General features: G+C 64.4%; 13 protein-coding genes. 12 read left to right on the forward strand and 1 reads right to left on the reverse strand.

Going from position 1 to position 16,174, the window contains the following annotated elements:
• The first annotated feature begins 203 nt into the window (after positions 1 to 203).
• From ACV7NQ_RS21150 to ACV7NQ_RS21195, 10 genes are all read left to right on the forward strand, one after another.
• Complete coding sequence (locus ACV7NQ_RS21150; protein WP_463361253.1) at positions 204 to 662, forward strand: hypothetical protein; 459 nt, start codon at positions 204 to 206, stop codon at positions 660 to 662.
• 48 nt (positions 663 to 710) lie between these two features.
• Entirely contained in the window at positions 711 to 1,622 is a 912-nt protein-coding gene (locus ACV7NQ_RS21155) for an ROK family protein (RefSeq protein ID WP_463361254.1), read from the forward strand.
• A 497-nt stretch (positions 1,623 to 2,119) separates the two neighbouring features.
• Positions 2,120 to 3,244 carry a GAF domain-containing protein gene (locus tag ACV7NQ_RS21160; RefSeq protein ID WP_463361255.1) on the forward strand — a complete coding sequence of 375 codons (1,125 nt, stop codon included), beginning with the start codon at positions 2,120 to 2,122 and terminating at the stop codon, positions 3,242 to 3,244.
• 70 nt (positions 3,245 to 3,314) lie between these two features.
• Positions 3,315 to 4,325, forward strand: a complete 1,011-nt coding sequence (locus ACV7NQ_RS21165) for a conjugal transfer protein (protein ID WP_463361256.1) — start codon at positions 3,315 to 3,317, stop codon at positions 4,323 to 4,325.
• A gap of 18 nt (positions 4,326 to 4,343) precedes the next feature.
• Positions 4,344 to 4,610: a hypothetical protein gene (locus ACV7NQ_RS21170; protein WP_463361257.1), complete on the forward strand. Its 267-nt coding sequence runs from the start codon at positions 4,344 to 4,346 to the stop codon at positions 4,608 to 4,610.
• Complete coding sequence (locus tag ACV7NQ_RS21175) at positions 4,607 to 5,143, forward strand: hypothetical protein (protein WP_463361258.1); 537 nt, start codon at positions 4,607 to 4,609, stop codon at positions 5,141 to 5,143. Before ACV7NQ_RS21170 ends, ACV7NQ_RS21175 begins: the two co-directional genes overlap by 4 nt.
• On the forward strand, positions 5,143 to 7,671 hold the full coding sequence (locus tag ACV7NQ_RS21180) for an ATP-binding protein (RefSeq protein ID WP_463361259.1): 2,529 nt from the start codon (positions 5,143 to 5,145) through the stop codon (positions 7,669 to 7,671). The genes ACV7NQ_RS21175 and ACV7NQ_RS21180 overlap by 1 nt, the downstream gene beginning before the upstream one ends.
• Positions 7,668 to 10,229 (forward strand): hypothetical protein, encoded by a 2,562-nt coding sequence (locus ACV7NQ_RS21185; protein WP_463361260.1) that lies wholly within the window; start codon positions 7,668 to 7,670, stop codon positions 10,227 to 10,229. Before ACV7NQ_RS21180 ends, ACV7NQ_RS21185 begins: the two co-directional genes overlap by 4 nt.
• Before the next feature lie 17 nt (positions 10,230 to 10,246).
• The gene (locus tag ACV7NQ_RS21190) at positions 10,247 to 11,161 is read left to right on the forward strand and encodes a hypothetical protein (RefSeq protein ID WP_463361261.1); all 915 of its coding nucleotides are present in this window, start codon (positions 10,247 to 10,249) and stop codon (positions 11,159 to 11,161) included.
• Between the two features lie 374 nt (positions 11,162 to 11,535).
• Positions 11,536 to 12,603: a C40 family peptidase gene (locus ACV7NQ_RS21195; RefSeq protein ID WP_463361262.1), complete on the forward strand. Its 1,068-nt coding sequence runs from the start codon at positions 11,536 to 11,538 to the stop codon at positions 12,601 to 12,603.
• 5 nt (positions 12,604 to 12,608) lie between these two features.
• Here the strand turns inward: ACV7NQ_RS21195 and ACV7NQ_RS21200 are convergent, their stop codons facing one another.
• Entirely contained in the window at positions 12,609 to 13,580 is a 972-nt protein-coding gene (locus tag ACV7NQ_RS21200) for a transglycosylase SLT domain-containing protein (protein WP_463361263.1), read from the reverse strand.
• Positions 13,581 to 14,179: 599 nt separating this feature from the next.
• Between ACV7NQ_RS21200 and ACV7NQ_RS21205 the strand changes: the two genes are divergently transcribed.
• Positions 14,180 to 14,614: a hypothetical protein gene (locus ACV7NQ_RS21205; RefSeq protein WP_463361264.1), complete on the forward strand. Its 435-nt coding sequence runs from the start codon at positions 14,180 to 14,182 to the stop codon at positions 14,612 to 14,614.
• 10 nt (positions 14,615 to 14,624) lie between these two features.
• A complete protein-coding gene (locus ACV7NQ_RS21210) occupies positions 14,625 to 16,172 on the forward strand; it encodes a hypothetical protein (protein WP_463361265.1) in 1,548 nt (515 codons plus the stop codon).
• Positions 16,173 to 16,174 lie beyond the last annotated feature (2 nt).

The following is a 16,174-nucleotide window of genomic DNA, read 5'->3' on the forward strand; positions in this document are numbered from 1 at the left end:
TCAACGATACGTCGACATAACCACTTGGTCAATGTGCCGTTACATAGCGGCGGAACCTATTGCCGGGCGCCGATTCGTGGGTTAACGTGCGTTGCACAGCAGTTCGCTGCTGGTTTCCGGGGACTGTTGAGCAGCCCTGATGCCCGCCCGACAACGGGACACGCCGTGCGTGGCGTGTGCCCTCGGCAGTCTCGGAGACGGCTATGAGCATCATTCAGGCACGTCGGCCCGCGATCGGATCGCAAACGGCCGCGCAGATTTCGATGATCCCCACCACGGCCAAGACGCCGCACCGGCCGGCATGTGCGGACGGTCCAGACAATTGGGATCTCGACGTCGGCACCCCGGACTCCTGGCGAGCTGCCATACAGACCTGCCACCACTGCCTCTTGTTCGCCAAGTGCGGGCAGCTGGCGCAGACGCTCACCGCACGTGGCGACGGTCCGCGGGCAATGATTTGGGCCGGCATCGCCTACGACAGCGCAGGCAGGGTCGTTGAGAACCTGGACCGGCACCGTGCCACCCCGATCGATCCCAAACGGCCACTGCGCATCATCCGCAACGGTGCTCGGCCGGTATGCGTCGAACCTGCGCCCCCGACGCCCCGGCGGCGTATCGTGCTCGGGCACCGGCTGCGGTCGGCCGGGACCAGCGGCCACTGAACTGGCGGCCGGACGGTAAGTGCAAACTCTTCTGGCGGTGGGTGACTTATGACAATTCTGGCTTTGGAGATCGGTCCCGAGGGGTTCGCGGCGACTCGCGTGGCCGACGATGTCGAGGCTGAGGACATCCGGAGAATTCCCATACCTTCCGGCGCCGCGTGGGCCGCCTGCCGCGATCTGTTGCTCGAGGTGGCGCAGGATACAGAGATCACAGCCGTTGGCATCGGCTCGTTGGGGCCGATCGACATGTCGGCCGGGGTGGTGGCTCCGGCCGAGATCCCGGAGTGGCGAACGGGTTTCGCTATCGTAGCGGCGGTGCAGAAGGTCTTTCCGGTAGCGGCGGTGCAACTCGCTCTCGATGGCGTATGTCTGGGCTTGGCCGAGCGGAATTTCGGCGCGACCAACGAGGTCATGGACGCCCTGTCGGTGACGGTCTCGCGCCGGATCAGCGCTGGCGTCATGGTCGGTGGTTTCGTCGTGGTGGGGCGTACCGGGAATGCGGGGCATTTCGGCCACGTCCTGGTTCCCGGTTTCGACGACCCCTGCGAATGCGGGGGTCGCGGTTGCCTGGAAGCCGTCGCGAGCGGCAACTCCATCCTGCGTTGGGCGCACCGCCAGGGGTGGAGTGGAAACTCCATCGAGGCTGTTGCCCAGGCCGCGCTAGCAGGCAACGAGGTTGCCGGATCCGCTCTGAACCGGGCCGGAACGGCGCTCGGCCGGGCGATCGCGTCGGTGGCGCCACTGCTGGACATCGATCTGGTGGTCATCGGCGGCACCGTGGCGCAGTCCGGCCCGGCGCTGTGGAAGCCGCTCACTGCGGCCGTGGCGACGCACGCCCGGCTCGGCTTTCTGACCGCGCTGCGAGTGGTCCCCTCGGAGTTGGATGCGGTCGGCGTCCTGGCGGGTGCGGGTGTGCTCGCGCTGATGGCCCAGGGGCCGACAACCAGCCTCGGCGACTAGGCATCCGGCCTGACACGGTCAGCTGGAAACCGGCGGTTATCAGAGCAGTTCGTGACGAGGACCGTCGCGGTGAGGCGTTCGATCGCGGGCCGCCACCTGGTGTTCCGTCGGCGACGCTCAATGCTGTTCGACCGCAGTCGCGCGCATCCGAGCTGGGCCAGTCGTCGGGGATTGCCTCTCGATCGGCTCGGGTTCCTACCTGTGCCGGGTTCGAAACCTGTGCCAGTTCGTAGCGGGCTGGTGCCTGCCTGTGGCGGCAGATCGCCTGTGCCGCTCGGCATCTTGTCTTAGGGCTATGTTAAGAAACAGACATTCGGTTTGCTCGGCTCCGGTCGAATCGCGAGACTTCATTCAGGTGAGCCGGTGCCGACCTGTTGAATGTACCGCTGGATAGCGGTACATTGATTAGGTCACGATTTTGGCTTATCTGGGTCATGAATCCGGAGGAACGGCTGGTACAGGCAATCGCGATGCGGAGCGACGCAGTAATCCCATGGGTGACCATTGAAACGTTGACGCCAGATGCGATGTCGGTGGCGTCGGTGGGGGAAGCACCGCGCGAGTTCGCGGGCTGGCCCCGTGTGCTGCAACGGCAACTGGCGAAGACGCCCGCGATCTACGACAGTCTCACCACCGCGCGCCTGGCCGAAGCCATGCAGGCGGCGCGCGAACAGGCCGAGGAGGTGGATCTGCGGATCCCGACCCGTTCGGTTCCGCACGAGCTGAAGATCCGGCCGGTATTCGGGCCGGCCGGCGATGTGCACGCGATCCAGCTGTGGCTCGGACCAGCGGCGGCACAGGTACCCGAGTTGCGTCCCGCGGTAGGCGTGATTTGGGACCTGCACTCGCAGACTATTCAGCAGCCCAGCGGCGTCACCCGGCTCTCCGGCATCTCGCCGGAGGAATACGTGCCCAGGATGTCGATTGCGGAGCTGTTCCACCGGATGTCGGCCTTCGATCGGCACGCCGAGGTGCTCGACCTGCTCTACGAACCCAAATCGGGAGACAAGCTGCAATTCGATGTCACGGTGCCGCACGGCTCCGGGCGGGCGGGGAGGTGGCGCCTCACCATCCGCGCCCGTGACGACGAGCGGACCCGGGGTGCGTGGTGGCTGATCGAGGACATCTCCTCCGACGACCAGCCCGCATCGTGGGCCACCCTCGAACAGGTCGGGCTGCGCGAAGCCCACCGCCGGGCCGGGACCCACTTGGCCATCGTCCAACTCGCGCACACCAGCATCTCGCACTGGCTCACCGATCCGGCGCCATGGGTGCGGTGGGATTATCTGTTCCAACCCGTCGACGTATTTCACCCGGACGATCGGGTTCGGCTGATCGAGCTCAGCGACCGACTGCGCGCCGGTGAAACCGCGGGAGTCACGATGCGGGTGCTCAACTACGGCGGCGGCTATACGCCGACGTCACTGCTGCTGTACCCGTATCCGGGATATTCGACCCAGCAGCTGGCGATCGCGCAGCTGGTGCGGGTCGCCGACGACGTTCCCATGCTGGAACCCCACCGGCAGGCGTTCGAGTCGCGGCGCACGCGTACGCCGATCGGTTACGACGATCAGCTGCGCCATTGGCTGGTCGACCGCATGAAACGTAGCCCTGCCTACTGATTGTCACTATTCCCACACACGGGAACAGTTGGGTAATTTAAAGGCGGTCCGGCTCTCTACCATTTCGAGAGTGCGGACAACGGCTGGCAGACAGGCAGAGTCGGGCGATGAATTACTTCGCCGGATGGCCGCCCGCCGCCGCCGCGACAATGCCGTGGTCGCCGTGGTCGCCGTCCTGGCGATCCTCGGCGGCGGCCGCACCATCCTCGGCTGGTTCTCCGCGCCACCATCCGCCCCTTCGCCTGATGCCACCTCGACCTCGATCATCGGGCACGCGCAGCTGGCCGAATCGTTCGCCGAAGAATTCGTGGTCACCTACTTGAGCGCCTCGGCTGGACAACAGGAGCGCCTCGCCGAATACGTCAGTGGCGGGCAGCAGATCACCCTGCCCTCGACCGGGCGGCAGGTATCCGATCCGATCGTCGTGTTCGCCTCGCGCAATGTCAGCACCGACGCGCTCGACGTATGGGCGGTTACGGTTTCGGTCCGGGTCGCCAAGGCGGCCGCCGGAGCCGGCGGCGGGCGAGAGTACTACCGGGTTGCGGTGTCGGTGTCACCCGAGGGAAAACGTCGCGCGCTGGCACTACCGGCCGCCGTCGAGCCGCCGGGACACGGTGACGATCTGGTGCTGGGATACGCGATGCCCTGCGGGTCGGAAACGCCGCTGGCGCAGGTGGCCTCGGGGTTCCTGGCGGCATACCTCACCGGTTCCGGCGATGTCGCGCGCTACACCATACCGAACTCCGGGATCGTCGCGCTGCGGCCGGCTCCCTTCGCCTCGGTGGAGACCACATCGGTGTCATCCGAGGACGGCGGCTGCGGCGTGAGCGGCTCGACCACACGCGTGCTGGCCACGATCAACCCGAAGAGCGGCAGCGGCGCCGCGCCGACCCTCGCCTATCCCCTGACGATGATCAGCAACTCGGGGCAGTGGCAGGTGGAATACATAGATTCGATTCCCGCTCTGAGCGAGCCCTTGACGGTTGTCTCCGCCAACAATTCGCAGGGCGGCGCCGCATCCAGCACGGCGACCGCCGCGCCCTCGACCGCGGTGTCGATCCCGCCGGCGACACAGAACTGACCAGGAAAGGGCATCCCCATGGGTAGTCAACTGAGCTACATCCTCTACAACGTGCTGGTTTTCGTCCGTTGGGCGGGGATCATCATCATCGCCATCGCCGGCATGGGCCTGCTCATTTCCGAAGGGGTGAAATCGAAGCTGTCGCCGGGCAAGGTCCTCGGTGTCGCCGCCTCGGCGGTGTTGGCAGCGGTCCTGTTCTGGATTCTGCCCACCGTGGTCAACTACGCGCGCGTCGACTCCACCCGGATCGTCCCCGATCAGCCCGTCGGAGGGGTGTATCGGTGACCCAGGTGGTCAAGGTGTTCACGCCGATCAAACGGGTTCCCACCTTGATCGGCAAGGCCCAGAACGGGCAGAAGCTCCCGTTCGGGCCATACACCTTGCCACAGGTGATCGGCGGGGTGGCGCTGATGGTGATCACCTCGGTGCTGGCCATGACACTGCCGGCGAATCCCGCGATCACCTTCGTGGCGGGGTTGATCGTCGCCGTCGTCGTCGTCTTCGCCCTGGGGCTGGTGCCTTATACGGGTGTGCGGATGACATCGCGGATGCTGTGGGTGGGCCGGGTGCTCGTCATCCGCAAGCCGGTATCCGCCTCGGGTATGCCGGGCGCCGAGGAGTCGACGCGACACACCCTGTTCGTCGAGGAGAGCGTGGTCGTCATCTTTCCCGATCGCAAAGTCGATCCGGCCGATGATCGTGCACTGGTAGCAGTACTGGCAAGTGAGCGTCCGCTCAACATTCTCGATAAATGGAGCAAGGCACTGCCGCAGGTGAACGAAAGTGGCAATGGTGCGTTACCCGGAGGGCGTCAGTGATGGCATTCGAACGAGATCTTCAGCCCACCGCCGCCATTCGCGGGAATCTGCAGTTCACGCATTCCGGTCTGGTTACCGCCACATACTTCATCAACCCATTGGGCTACGGGTTGCGGAAGACCAGTGACAAGTTCGATGTCAAGGCCTCCCATCACGCGTTGATCAACAACCTGCCGAACGGTTCACTGCTGCTGGGTATCCAAGCCCGCCTCAACACCCTTGACGTGCTCAGCAAAATGGTGGAGGGCGTGGATCTCGACGAATGCGACGATTACGCCACCGAGGTGGTCGCCTCCTACGAGCGGGTCCGATCGATTCTTCCGCAGACACGGATATTTCTGCTGTCGATCCCGGTCGGAGCCAGCAATTCGGGTATCTCGGCATTGTCGCGGATGTGGCGCGGTTCCACCACGACCATCGACGCCACCGCGCTGTCTCGCGCCGACCTCGATGCCTACGACGAGAAGGCCAACGAGATCCTCTCGCGCATCGGCGGCGACTTCGATCCGGTTCCCGTACCGGCCGCGCTGTTCCAATGGTTGTGGGAGCACTACCTCGCCCGTGGTGCGGTGGGGGATCCGGTCGCGCCCACCCGGGCAGGCGTTCTGGACGACGCGACATCAGCCGTCTTCCGCTCGGCCGCACTCGATGAAGGGGCACAGGCAGACGGAGGTCGGCGCATACGTCCGTCCTTCGTTCCGGTTATCAAGGTGGTGCAGCCGGACCTTGTCTTCCAGCCTTCCTATCAGGCGATGCTGACACCTCGCTCATTCCCGTACGCGGGCATGGCATTTCCTGGGGGCAGTGAATTCCTCAGTGTGCTCGAGGGACTGCAGGACGTCACGGTCGACTGGGGGATACGGGTGTCGACGAAACCGGCCGAGCAGGTGCTCAAGCACAACGAACTGAGCCTGCGGCGGCTGGGTGAACAGATGGACCAGCGGGATCAGGAGGTCTCCTTCGCGCAGAACACCTTGATGTCGAAGGCGCAAATGCTCGGCGAGTACAACCAGCATTTCGAGGTCAACGGCGGCGAATCCGAGGTGTCCTTCACCACCGTGATCGCGATCGGCGGACCGTCGCGCGATACGACCATGGATGCGGTCAACATGCTCAAACGTCGATACCGGCGGTTCCAAGTCGAGATGACCGCGCCGGTCGGTGCGCAGGTGGATCTGTGGTCGATGCTGGTGCCCGGCAGTCCGCCACGGCGCGCGTACGACGATTTCGCCCATATCGTTCCCTCCGACATGTGGGCGGGTTTCGTGCCGTTCACCACCAGCCAGATCGGTGACGACAGTGGGCCGGTGATCGGCGTGAACCTGCTGTCGGGGAATTTCGAGCCGATCCATTTCGGCATCATGGAGGCTGCGCTGCACGACCTGTCCGCGTCGTTCGCGGTCACCGGTGAGCTCGGATCCGGCAAGTCCTACTTCCTGAAGCTCATGGCCGTGCTGGTACACGATATGGGCGGCCAATTCCTGGCCATCGATCGCAGTCAGGTCGGCGAATGGGAGCACTTCGCGTCCGCGATCGATAATGCCGTCGTCATCGATCTGGCCAATCCGACGGTGTCACTGGATCCGCTGCGCTTGTTCGAGCCGCGGATCGCCGGGGAGCGAACACTGGATTCGATTCTGCCGCTGCTGGATCTGTCGCCGACCTCCGGAGCCGGAGCGGCCGCCAGCAATCTGCTGTCGCCCAGGGGGATTGCCGAGCACGGCATTCGGAGTCTGCTCGACTTCTTCCAAGTCGTGCGGCGGCTGCGGGACACCCCGGGGGTGGGAGACGATTACGCCGATTTGGCGGCTCGGCTCGGGACGGTGGTCGACCGGGTTCCGGTGCTGTTCGATCCCGAGCTGCGACCGCTGCGGCTCGATGCCGCCGCGACCGTGATCCGCAGCCACCACGTGGCGTTGCCGACGGCGGAGGAGCTCACCACCCCACACCTGTACAACCGGTTGCCGCTGACGAAGCGGCTCGGCACCGCACTCTACGAGTTGGTCGGCGTCGCCGCCCGGGAGGCGTTCCTCACCGACAATGGCAGATTCGGGCTGCTGGTCGGCGACGAGGCGCACCATTTCACCCAAACTCAGGTGGGCTCGGCGGTGACCTCCGACTTCAGTCGCGACGGTCGGAAGCATCTGGCCGCAATCGGATTGGCGTCGCACGATCCGGCGACCGACTTCCAGGGCGCGGCGCACAATCTCATCCCCAATCGGTTCGTCTTCCGGCAGCGGGATGAAACGCTGGCCCGCAATAGCCTGGAGTGGCTGGGCGTCGACCTGGAGCAGGCGCCGTTCCTGCTGCAGATTCTTCGCGAAGAGACGTCCCCGCCGATCGGCCCGGGCCGGCAGGTGCCGGAGGAGCGGCGCGGTGAGATGTTCATGCGTGACGCGCTCAACCGCATCGGCCGCGGTAAGGTGCTCGGCCCGGCGCGCTCCGACCGCGCCGACGCGATCGGTAGCACGCCGTCAGCGGGTGTTGCGGCGCGCCCGGCATTGCCAGCACATCAGGAAATCGCATGAGGATCCGAGCAGCAGTGCCGACCTGGTCGCGCGGTTGGAGCCGGTCGGATCTGGAGCGGGAACTGGAGTTCTGGGATCCGGTCCGATGGCAGCCGAGGACGGTGGCGCACCACTGCTGGATGTGGATCACGGCGACCCGGCGCCGACATTGGATCTTCTGGGGGCTGGCCGTCTTCGTCGTGCTGGTCGTGCTGCCGGTCGTGCTCGGCGCGGTGGCTGGCGCGCAAACCGACACCGGGGCCGTGCAATCCGGAGGCAACAGCGCGCTCGGCTGGACGAATCTCAGGGATTCGTACGGGGTCGACGTATCGAGGTATATGTACGTTTCCAGCGAAGGCAGCATATTCCACCCCGTGGATACGGTGGTCGCGACCACCCTCGGCATTATGTGCGCGCTCTTTCTCATCATTGCGACGGTGCCGATCTGGTTGTTCGGATCCGCGTTGAGCTTAGGGTGGCTGGACTTTATCAACGCGCCATTGAAGGGGGCCGCGGAAAAGTTCACCGGGCAGATCGCGACGCCGATGGTGTTCTTGGTCTTCGTGACGATCGGTGCGTTCTTCGTCGCCTACTTCGTAGTCCGCGGATTTCATGCCAAGGCCACGGTCCAAGTGGTGACGTTGCTGGCCGTGGCGATCATGAGCACGGTGTTTCTCAAGGACCCGCTGGGGGAGGTATTGTCCTCGGACGGAATGCTGGCCCAGGGCCGGAATGTCGGTCTTTCGGTGGCGGCGGGGCTGAATGGCGACAGTAACCCGAACCCCTCCGCGCTGGTAGTGACGATGCAAAAGGACTTGGTCGACAATTTCGTGCGTCATCCCCTACAGGTGTGGAACTACGGTCATGTCGTCGACGAGCGGCCGGCATGTGCCTCGGCATGGTCGTCCGGTGTATCGGCCAACAGCGAAAGCCAGGTGAAGAACGGCTTGAAAGCCTGTGGCGACTCCGCTGCCGCCGCGGCGGCCGACCATCCCGCCATGGGGCAGATCGGAGCGGGTCTGGTGCTGCTGCTCGTGATGCTGCTGGCACTGATGCCCTTCTTCACCTACATGTCGATCAAGATCATGTGGTCGGCGCTGGACTCGATCTATTGGGGATTCATGGGCATCTTCGGCTTCGCCGCGGGTGGCTATGTGTACGGTCCGACGCAGACATTCACCGTTCGCAGTGTCGTGCACGGTCTCTTCTCTTTTTGCCGAATGGCCGCCGAGATGATCTTGGTCGCGGTCGTAGCGCTGATCGAGGATGATTTGCTGCGGCAGGCGAAAGGCCGGGAAATGGCGGTATTGTTCATCACCGCAGTGGTGATGATCGTCGCCTTCCTGCAAGCCAGGCGCTTCAGCCGCAGCCTCGACCACGGCAACGAATGGGTGGCCAACCGCTTCGCGCTGGCTATCCAGAACGGTGGCGCACGGGTCGGGTCGGGTTCCGGAAGTGGCAGTTCGACCGCATTGGGTATGGGGCAACTCGGCGCGAGCCACAGCATGTCGAGCATGGGAATGATGGCTCTGATGGGTGGCGCCAGCACGATTGCCAACTCGCCGTTGACCGAATGGGCGATGATGGGGCTGCCCGGATCGTTCCACCCGCAATCCAGGCTGAAAAAGGCAATGGCGAAGATGCAGGGAGGTGTGTGGAATGGTCCGGAATTCGGCGGGCCCGATGGTGCGTATTACCAGTCTTATATGAAGCAGATGTATTTCCGGGAATTGGCCCGTCGTGCCGGAGCGGCGAACGGCGGCATAGGTACCGCGCGTGGTACGGCGGCAGCCATCGAGGCGGTGGCCTTGTACGGCGGCGGTGGAATCTCCGAGGTCGGTGGCGCGATCGAGCTCGAAGGTGGGCGGCGTGGCATGATTGTGGACGGAATGGACGCTTACCAGAGAATTGACAAACTGGCGAGCCACAACCCCATTTCCGATCGCAATCTTGCGGAGGTGCTGGCGGGGCAGACCCTCGCTGAGAACTCACTCACCCGTTTGAACAGGATGAACGGCAGAGTACCTCGTCCCCGGGAGGAAGAGCATCTGGAGGCGACGATTTTGTCCATGGAAAGGGCAGTGATCAGGTATCGGGAGGATTTTCTTCCGGGCGGGGTCACCTTGGTGGACGGAATCAATGGACTCAACGGCCTCGCTTACGGTGGCGACGATATGGAGGCGGTCGTCCGGAATTTCATCGAGAATCCAACTCATGCGAAGATGAGGGCCTTGGAAGAAGCATCGCGCGGTAATTCCAGCGCTCTGGCCACGGCTTTTAATGATCCAGACCTCATCGAGAATCAGAACCCAAACCATGCGCACAACCTCGCTGCGCGCAATATCGCGTGGGAAGGGTTTGCCCGCGATCCGGCCGGGCGCATGATGAAGTGGATCGCAAACGAAGAGGCCAGGGGCCTGATCGAGTCGGTTGATGCGCTCCGGCAGGACACCGCCTCCATGCGCGATATGAATCTACACCGGCGAGTCAGGTATTACGGCAACCGTGCCGCCAATGTCGATAACTGGTCGTCCGGTTTCCCGCGGAACGCATCTCACCCCGCGCCGCCGAGGCCCTGATAGCAGAAGGGTATTCGATGATCGGTCGCCTCATGATCCTCACAATGCTCCCGGTCTGGGTATGGGGGTTGCTCGCCGTCATGGCGGGGTTGTTCGGCCTCGGAACAGTGGTTGTACTCGCGACGGGCAACACGTCCTCATCGGCCGCCGCGGATCTGCACTACCAGTGTGACAGTGCGGTCGGTCCGGATCCGGCCATCGCGACGGCCACGCCCAGCGCTACCTCGTCGGCCAGGACAACCGATACTTTTTCCGAGTCCGCAGCGCCGACCGTGAACCCCTATGCGGAATGGACCATCGCACCCGACGCCACGGATGCCTCGGACTGGCAACGTACCTGCGTCTCCGCGATGCGGTCCGCGTCCTGGCAGCTCCCGCCGTTGCAGACTGCCAACAACGGGTTCGCCGTCGAGTGCGCGCGGCAGTTGGCTTTGGCGACAGCTCGTCTTCCATCGACCCTCAGCGCCAACGGCGGCACTGCTTCCGGTAGCACAACCGATGCCGCAACGATGACGAAGGCCGTCATTGATGCGGCGTCGGCCGCGGCGATGACGGGCCGTTGCACCCAGGCGGTCACTGCGGGTGTCGACGCTGCGGGGTCGTCATCTGGTGCCACGATGCCGCGAAACGAGACGACACCCAGCTCGTGTGGGCGGCCGGTAAGCGCCGCCTCCGGCGTCTCGTCGACCATCGTGCTACCCAATGCCGTTGCTGAGCAGGGTGTTTGCGGTCAGCGTGTCGATCTGGCCGCCATATCAGCGGGTGATCTGGTCTTCTGGGACTACCGATCCAACGCCCCCACCCGAGTCGGCGTAGCCGTCGATGCGACCCAGATCGTCACCGTCGATCCGGCGTCGGGACGGACAGTTCAGGAAGCGATGCCAACCGGGCGTGACGTCCGGGTGAAGCGTGTGTTGGGTGGTGGGTCGTGACGAGTCCGGCGGAGGTTGGGACCGAGAAGGATGCTCAGGCGCATCCGGATGATGCTGGGGCCGAGGGTGATTCGTCGTCGGGGTCGGTAATACCGTGGTCGGGGCGGCCGCCGGGGCAGCGGCGGGGTGATCAGCCGGGGTTGCCGGGTCAGCCGAGCGTGCCGGGCCAGAACGGGTCCGGGCAGAACGGGTCGGCGCCGGGGACCGCGAATCCGGGTGCGGGGGGCACGAATCCGGGGACCGGTCAGGAGGGGGCGCCGGGGACGAACGCGCCTCCCCCGGGTGCAGCGCCCCCGTCGGGTGCGGCGCCGGCCCCTGGGCAGGCCGTGCCCGGCCCGCAGCAATCAACGCCACCACCCGCGCCGGTGCCGGGGTTGGACGCGGATAAGATCGCGGCGTTGGCCCCGGCGGCGATCTCGGCCGGGACGATGGCGTTGGGGATGCTCCCCATGATCGCCTCGGCGTTGGCCGGACTCGGCAGCGGAAGTGGTAGCGGCAGTGGTGGTTCCGGCTCCACCGGAACCGGCAGCACCGGCAGTACGGGTGAGTTGACTCCCGAAACACAGCAAGCGTTGGACACACTGAAACTGCTGGCCGAAGTCTATGGCGGCGGCGCTACCTCCGACCCCCAGGTCACCGCGCTCCGTGAAGAATTGGGTCTCACCGGAACTGGATCCAGTTCCGGGACCAGTTCCAGTTCCGGATCCGGGACTACCGCCACCGCGATCAAAGCCCAACAGTTGTGGCAAGCCAACGCCGCGACCGCGTTCAACAACCTCGACAACCAACTCGCCAACTACATCACCAACCTGGCCGGAAACCACACAGTCGACAAGAACGCCGTCACCGCCCTCATCCGCGAAGTCAACGTTGCCCTCGCCGACCTCGGAACCCAGGCCTACACCAAAGACGGCCAGCGAAAAGTCCTCCAAATCCTCACCGCCGCATTACAAAAAGCCCAAACCATCGTCTCCGGCACCCAAGCCACCGCCACCGACACCGCCAACGCCATCAACCTCCTCACCGGCCAATACCTCTACAACATCAACGGACAGAAGTACCCAGCCAGCAGCACCGGCACGACAGCGGCGGCACAGACAGCGATTTCCACCGCTCTCGCCCAGCTCGGTGACCCGTACGTCTGGGGAGCGGAGGGCCCCAATTCCTTCGACTGCTCGGGACTCATGCAATACGCGGCCGCAAAGGCGGGCGTCAGTATCCCGCGGGTCGCGAAGGACCAGTATCAGCAGCTGCCCAAGGTCAATCCTGCCGATATTCGCCCCGGCGATCTGATCTTCCCGGATGCCGAGTTCAACAACGGAAGTCCCGGACACGTAATGATGTACATCGGGAACGGCCAATGTGTCGAAGCCCCGCATACCGGAGATGTCGTCAAAGTGATCAGCCTGCCGAGCAGCTATCACGCCAGCCGATGGACGTAGGCCGATCAGTATCCGACGTAGGATCCGCCGCTGTGCAGGTTCGCCACGCCGGGAACGTTGCTGACCGAACCGTAGCGGTGGATGGAATATCGCACTCCCGCGACGATATTGTCGACCGGATTCCAGATATCGCGATGTCCCGGTAGGGAATACGCGTTGAAGGTCGGGTCTATGGTCTGCATCAAACCCTTCGACGGAATTCCCTTGGCGGCGTTGCTATCCCACAGATTGATCGCGTTCGGATTGCCGCCCGACTCGTGCTGGATGATGGTCGCGATATCGGCGGCGCTGATCTGTCGTGTGTCGTAACCGTTTTCGCGCAGGACGCGCAGAGCCTCGTCGATCCATTGCCCCTGCTGGCCGGAGGGCCGCGTACGCGGCGGTCCGCCGCCCGCGGCGCGGGGATCCGGCTGGGTGCTGCGACGCGGCGCCGCCGGCCGGGTGGGCCGCGAATTCTGCAGGTACCGACTGGCCAGGGCCGCGACCTGGTTCGCCGTGAGCGCGGCCGCCGTCTGGCCCTGCCCGAGCACGGTTCCGGCATGCTGCAATGCGTTGCCGAGCGTCGCGATCACGAGCTGACGTCCGGCCGGCGAATCCGCGACGGTGCCCAGGGCGGTCAAGGCCGTATTGACCTCGGCGATGATCGAGTCGATGGCCGCACGGCCCTGGATGGTGGTGTCGACCGCGCCACCGAGCACGCGACGGAGTTCGGTATTGAGATCTTGCTGCGCATCCGCCTGTCCGGATTTGTGCTGGTTGTCGGCCGAATACCGTGGTCCCATTTCCCCGTCCATCACCATGGGTCCCGTAGGCCGCCCGGCTGCGATGCGAGGAGGAGAGTACGGCTGTCCGGTGTCGGCGGTGGGGCTGCCTTCGCCATACTGCGCGGCGATCGACGCCAGCGCACCGAGCGCTGCCGCCGCCATCGGAGTACTGGCGGCAGCGGCCTGCCAGGCGCTCGCATCCGGCCGCGCCATCGATGTGACTGCGGAAGAAGGTGATTCGGCAACCGGAGTCGCCACTGGACCGCCACGAGCCAGCGCCGCCGGCTGGTTCGACGGGCTTGCCGCTGCCGTTCCGCCGGCTGGAAGTCCCGGCACGCGTGGGGAATTGCCGCGCGTACCGGTGGCGGCTTTCCGACGGGAGTTTGCGGTCGTGGCGCGCCGGTCGGCGATCCGGGCGTCGTCGACGTCGACGCTCGGATCCGGCGGTTCCCGCGTCGGCGTCGGCATCAGTAGCCCACATACGCGCGGCCGTTACGCACCGCCTTGACACCCGGAACGTTGCTGACCGGCCCGGCGGTGTGCTCGAACAGCAGATGGTGGCTGCTCATCCGGCACCTCCTCCTACATTGATCACCAGCGGTGGGAAAGATCTTGATGGCCACGTCAATTCGTGCACGTCAGTGCACGTCGTCCAAGGATTATCCTGACCGGTTCGGCCCGCTGGCTAGTTCCCATTGTTGGGAATCATCGACAATGGGCTAGTCGGAAAGAAGTCTCATGAGAATGGTTGACAGCGTCGCTGACGGTGGACCAGGTGAGGCGCTCAAGCGGAAGGTCAGGCAGGTGCCCATATGTCTTTTCTCGGTCTGACCTGGAAAGATGCCATTGTCGGCGCGGCTGGTCTCGTCGGCACGGCGGTCGGTAGTCCGCTGGTGGGGGCCGCCGCTGCCTCCTTGGCGGCGGGGCTCTACACCGGCTACCAGACCCACTCCCTCAGTGCTGCTGTCACGTCCGCGGTGGTAGACGGTGTCGCGACTCGCCTTGGTGCCAGCAAGCTTGTGGGAGGCGCACTCGAGCAGGTCTTCGCAAAAGTCGCTACCAAGTTGGGTATCGGCGCGGCCGCAGCCGCTGCCACCACCACCGCCGCGACCGTCGCTAGCAAGGCCACCGGGTTCGGAATCAGATCCATCATGGCAGGAGTGGGCGGCCTGGTCGCATCTCATTTCGACAATAAAATCTATAACCTCGCACAACTTCCGGTCATAAATATAGGTCGCGGGGACTGAGGCGCGCTAAATGGAAATGAGCGAGTTGTTGATGCCCGATATGACATCGCCCAATTATCCATATCAGTTCAAATATCTCCCGGAAGTGGAAAGTGTCTACAAAGACCTTCCCGGGAAGTTGCGCCTGCTGTACAACGCCTTCGGCAAGGATGCCAAGCAGGAGCCACCGACCGCGGCATGGGTACCGCAAGTCCCCGACCTCACGACCGGATCGGGCTGGTGGTCGGAGATGACGACAAATACGAGCAATACATTCGCAAACTACGCGGTGGTCCAACTGGCTCTGAAGCAGGCATTCGAGAGTCTGCAGGAGGAGGACGCGGCGCTGGCTAAGGCGGTAAAAAAGGCTGGCGACGCCGGAGACCAAGGTAAAAAGGCCATCAACGACATCATCGCCGTGGTCAACGCCGAAGCGCCAACTCTCCCGCCCGATGGTAAGAGCGAAAACGACCATATCTTCGACTACATCACCAAAGCGGTGAATGATTCCGTAGCGGCGATGAAAACTGCTAACGCAGCGATAGCGCAGGCGACGAGTGAGATCCCAAGTCCGACAAAGCCGGGTCCGACAAAGCCGGGTCCGACAACGCCGACTCCATTAACGCCGACTCCATTAACGCCGACTCCGACAACGCCGACTCCATTAACGCCGACTCCGACAACGCCGACTCCATTAACGCCGACTCCAACAACGCCGACTCCATTAACGCCGACTCCAACAACGCCGACTCCAACAACGCCGACTCCAACAACGCAGACTCCAACAACGCAGACTCCAACAACGCAGACTCCAACAACCACCCCGGCCTCGGCAACGGATTCCGGATTGGGCAGCATGTCGTCGGATTTGATGAACCAGATGCTGCTGCAGCAGGCCATGCAGCGGAGCATGGCCGACAGCGGTCTGAACAACCAGCGCACAGGGGCCGATCCGAACCGCGTCGATCAATATCCCGCTGCGGCCGTGCCGGCCGCTGCCACTGCCACCCCGGCGGCGGCTCAGCCCGCGGCCGCCACCACCCCGGCGAACACAGCGAACGCAGCACCGTCGCAGACATCCTCGACGCAGCCGGCTGGCGCGCCCGGTCGCACCCCGGATGCCGACGGCAGCGTGGTGTACACCTTCCCCGATGGGCGCACGCAAAAAGTGTCCGTGATCGTCGCGCAAGCCCTCGACAAAGCATTCGGCAATGCCAGCAGTACCGACGCGCAGGACGCGTACTCGAAGACAACGTCGAAGTGGAAGGACAAGAAGGAGATCGGCGCCAAGGTCGATCCCTACCAGCTGATGACCGGCGATGTCGCCACCTGGGACAACCGGACGGCGATCCTCGTCGTCTTCGGTCCCGACGAGGGTGGCACGCTGGAAGCCGTCGTCGATGGGCACTTGAAGACGTTCACCGCCGAAATGTCCGATAACGCGGGAGACTTCGGAACCTTCGCCGGGTTCTCCCACCCGAACGGCATCGAGATGACCGGCGACAAGAACGCGACATCCGGCGTTCCGGTCACGGGCGACCCGTCCGCGGCGGCGCCGGTCGCCTCGGTGCCCGTCTGATC

This window comes from Nocardia sp. Tas62D01 (genome assembly GCF_055232035.1).

What these genes read in the sequence shown, in the direction of transcription:
- ACV7NQ_RS21180 (WP_463361259.1), top strand. Translation starts at nt 5,143, where the DNA reads ATGGCATTCGAACGAGATCTTCAGCCCACCGCCGCCATTCGCGGGAAT.
- ACV7NQ_RS21170 (WP_463361257.1), top strand. Translation starts at nt 4,344, where the DNA reads ATGGGTAGTCAACTGAGCTACATCCTCTACAACGTGCTGGTTTTCGTC.
- ACV7NQ_RS21150 (WP_463361253.1), top strand. Translation starts at nt 204, where the DNA reads ATGAGCATCATTCAGGCACGTCGGCCCGCGATCGGATCGCAAACGGCC.
- ACV7NQ_RS21210 (WP_463361265.1), top strand. Translation starts at nt 14,625, where the DNA reads ATGGAAATGAGCGAGTTGTTGATGCCCGATATGACATCGCCCAATTAT.
- ACV7NQ_RS21200 (WP_463361263.1), bottom strand. Translation starts at nt 13,580, where the DNA reads ATGGCGCGGCCGGATGCGAGCGCCTGGCAGGCCGCTGCCGCCAGTACT.
- ACV7NQ_RS21155 (WP_463361254.1), top strand. Translation starts at nt 711, where the DNA reads ATGACAATTCTGGCTTTGGAGATCGGTCCCGAGGGGTTCGCGGCGACT.
- ACV7NQ_RS21205 (WP_463361264.1), top strand. Translation starts at nt 14,180, where the DNA reads ATGTCTTTTCTCGGTCTGACCTGGAAAGATGCCATTGTCGGCGCGGCT.
- ACV7NQ_RS21185 (WP_463361260.1), top strand. Translation starts at nt 7,668, where the DNA reads ATGAGGATCCGAGCAGCAGTGCCGACCTGGTCGCGCGGTTGGAGCCGG.
- ACV7NQ_RS21190 (WP_463361261.1), top strand. Translation starts at nt 10,247, where the DNA reads ATGATCGGTCGCCTCATGATCCTCACAATGCTCCCGGTCTGGGTATGG.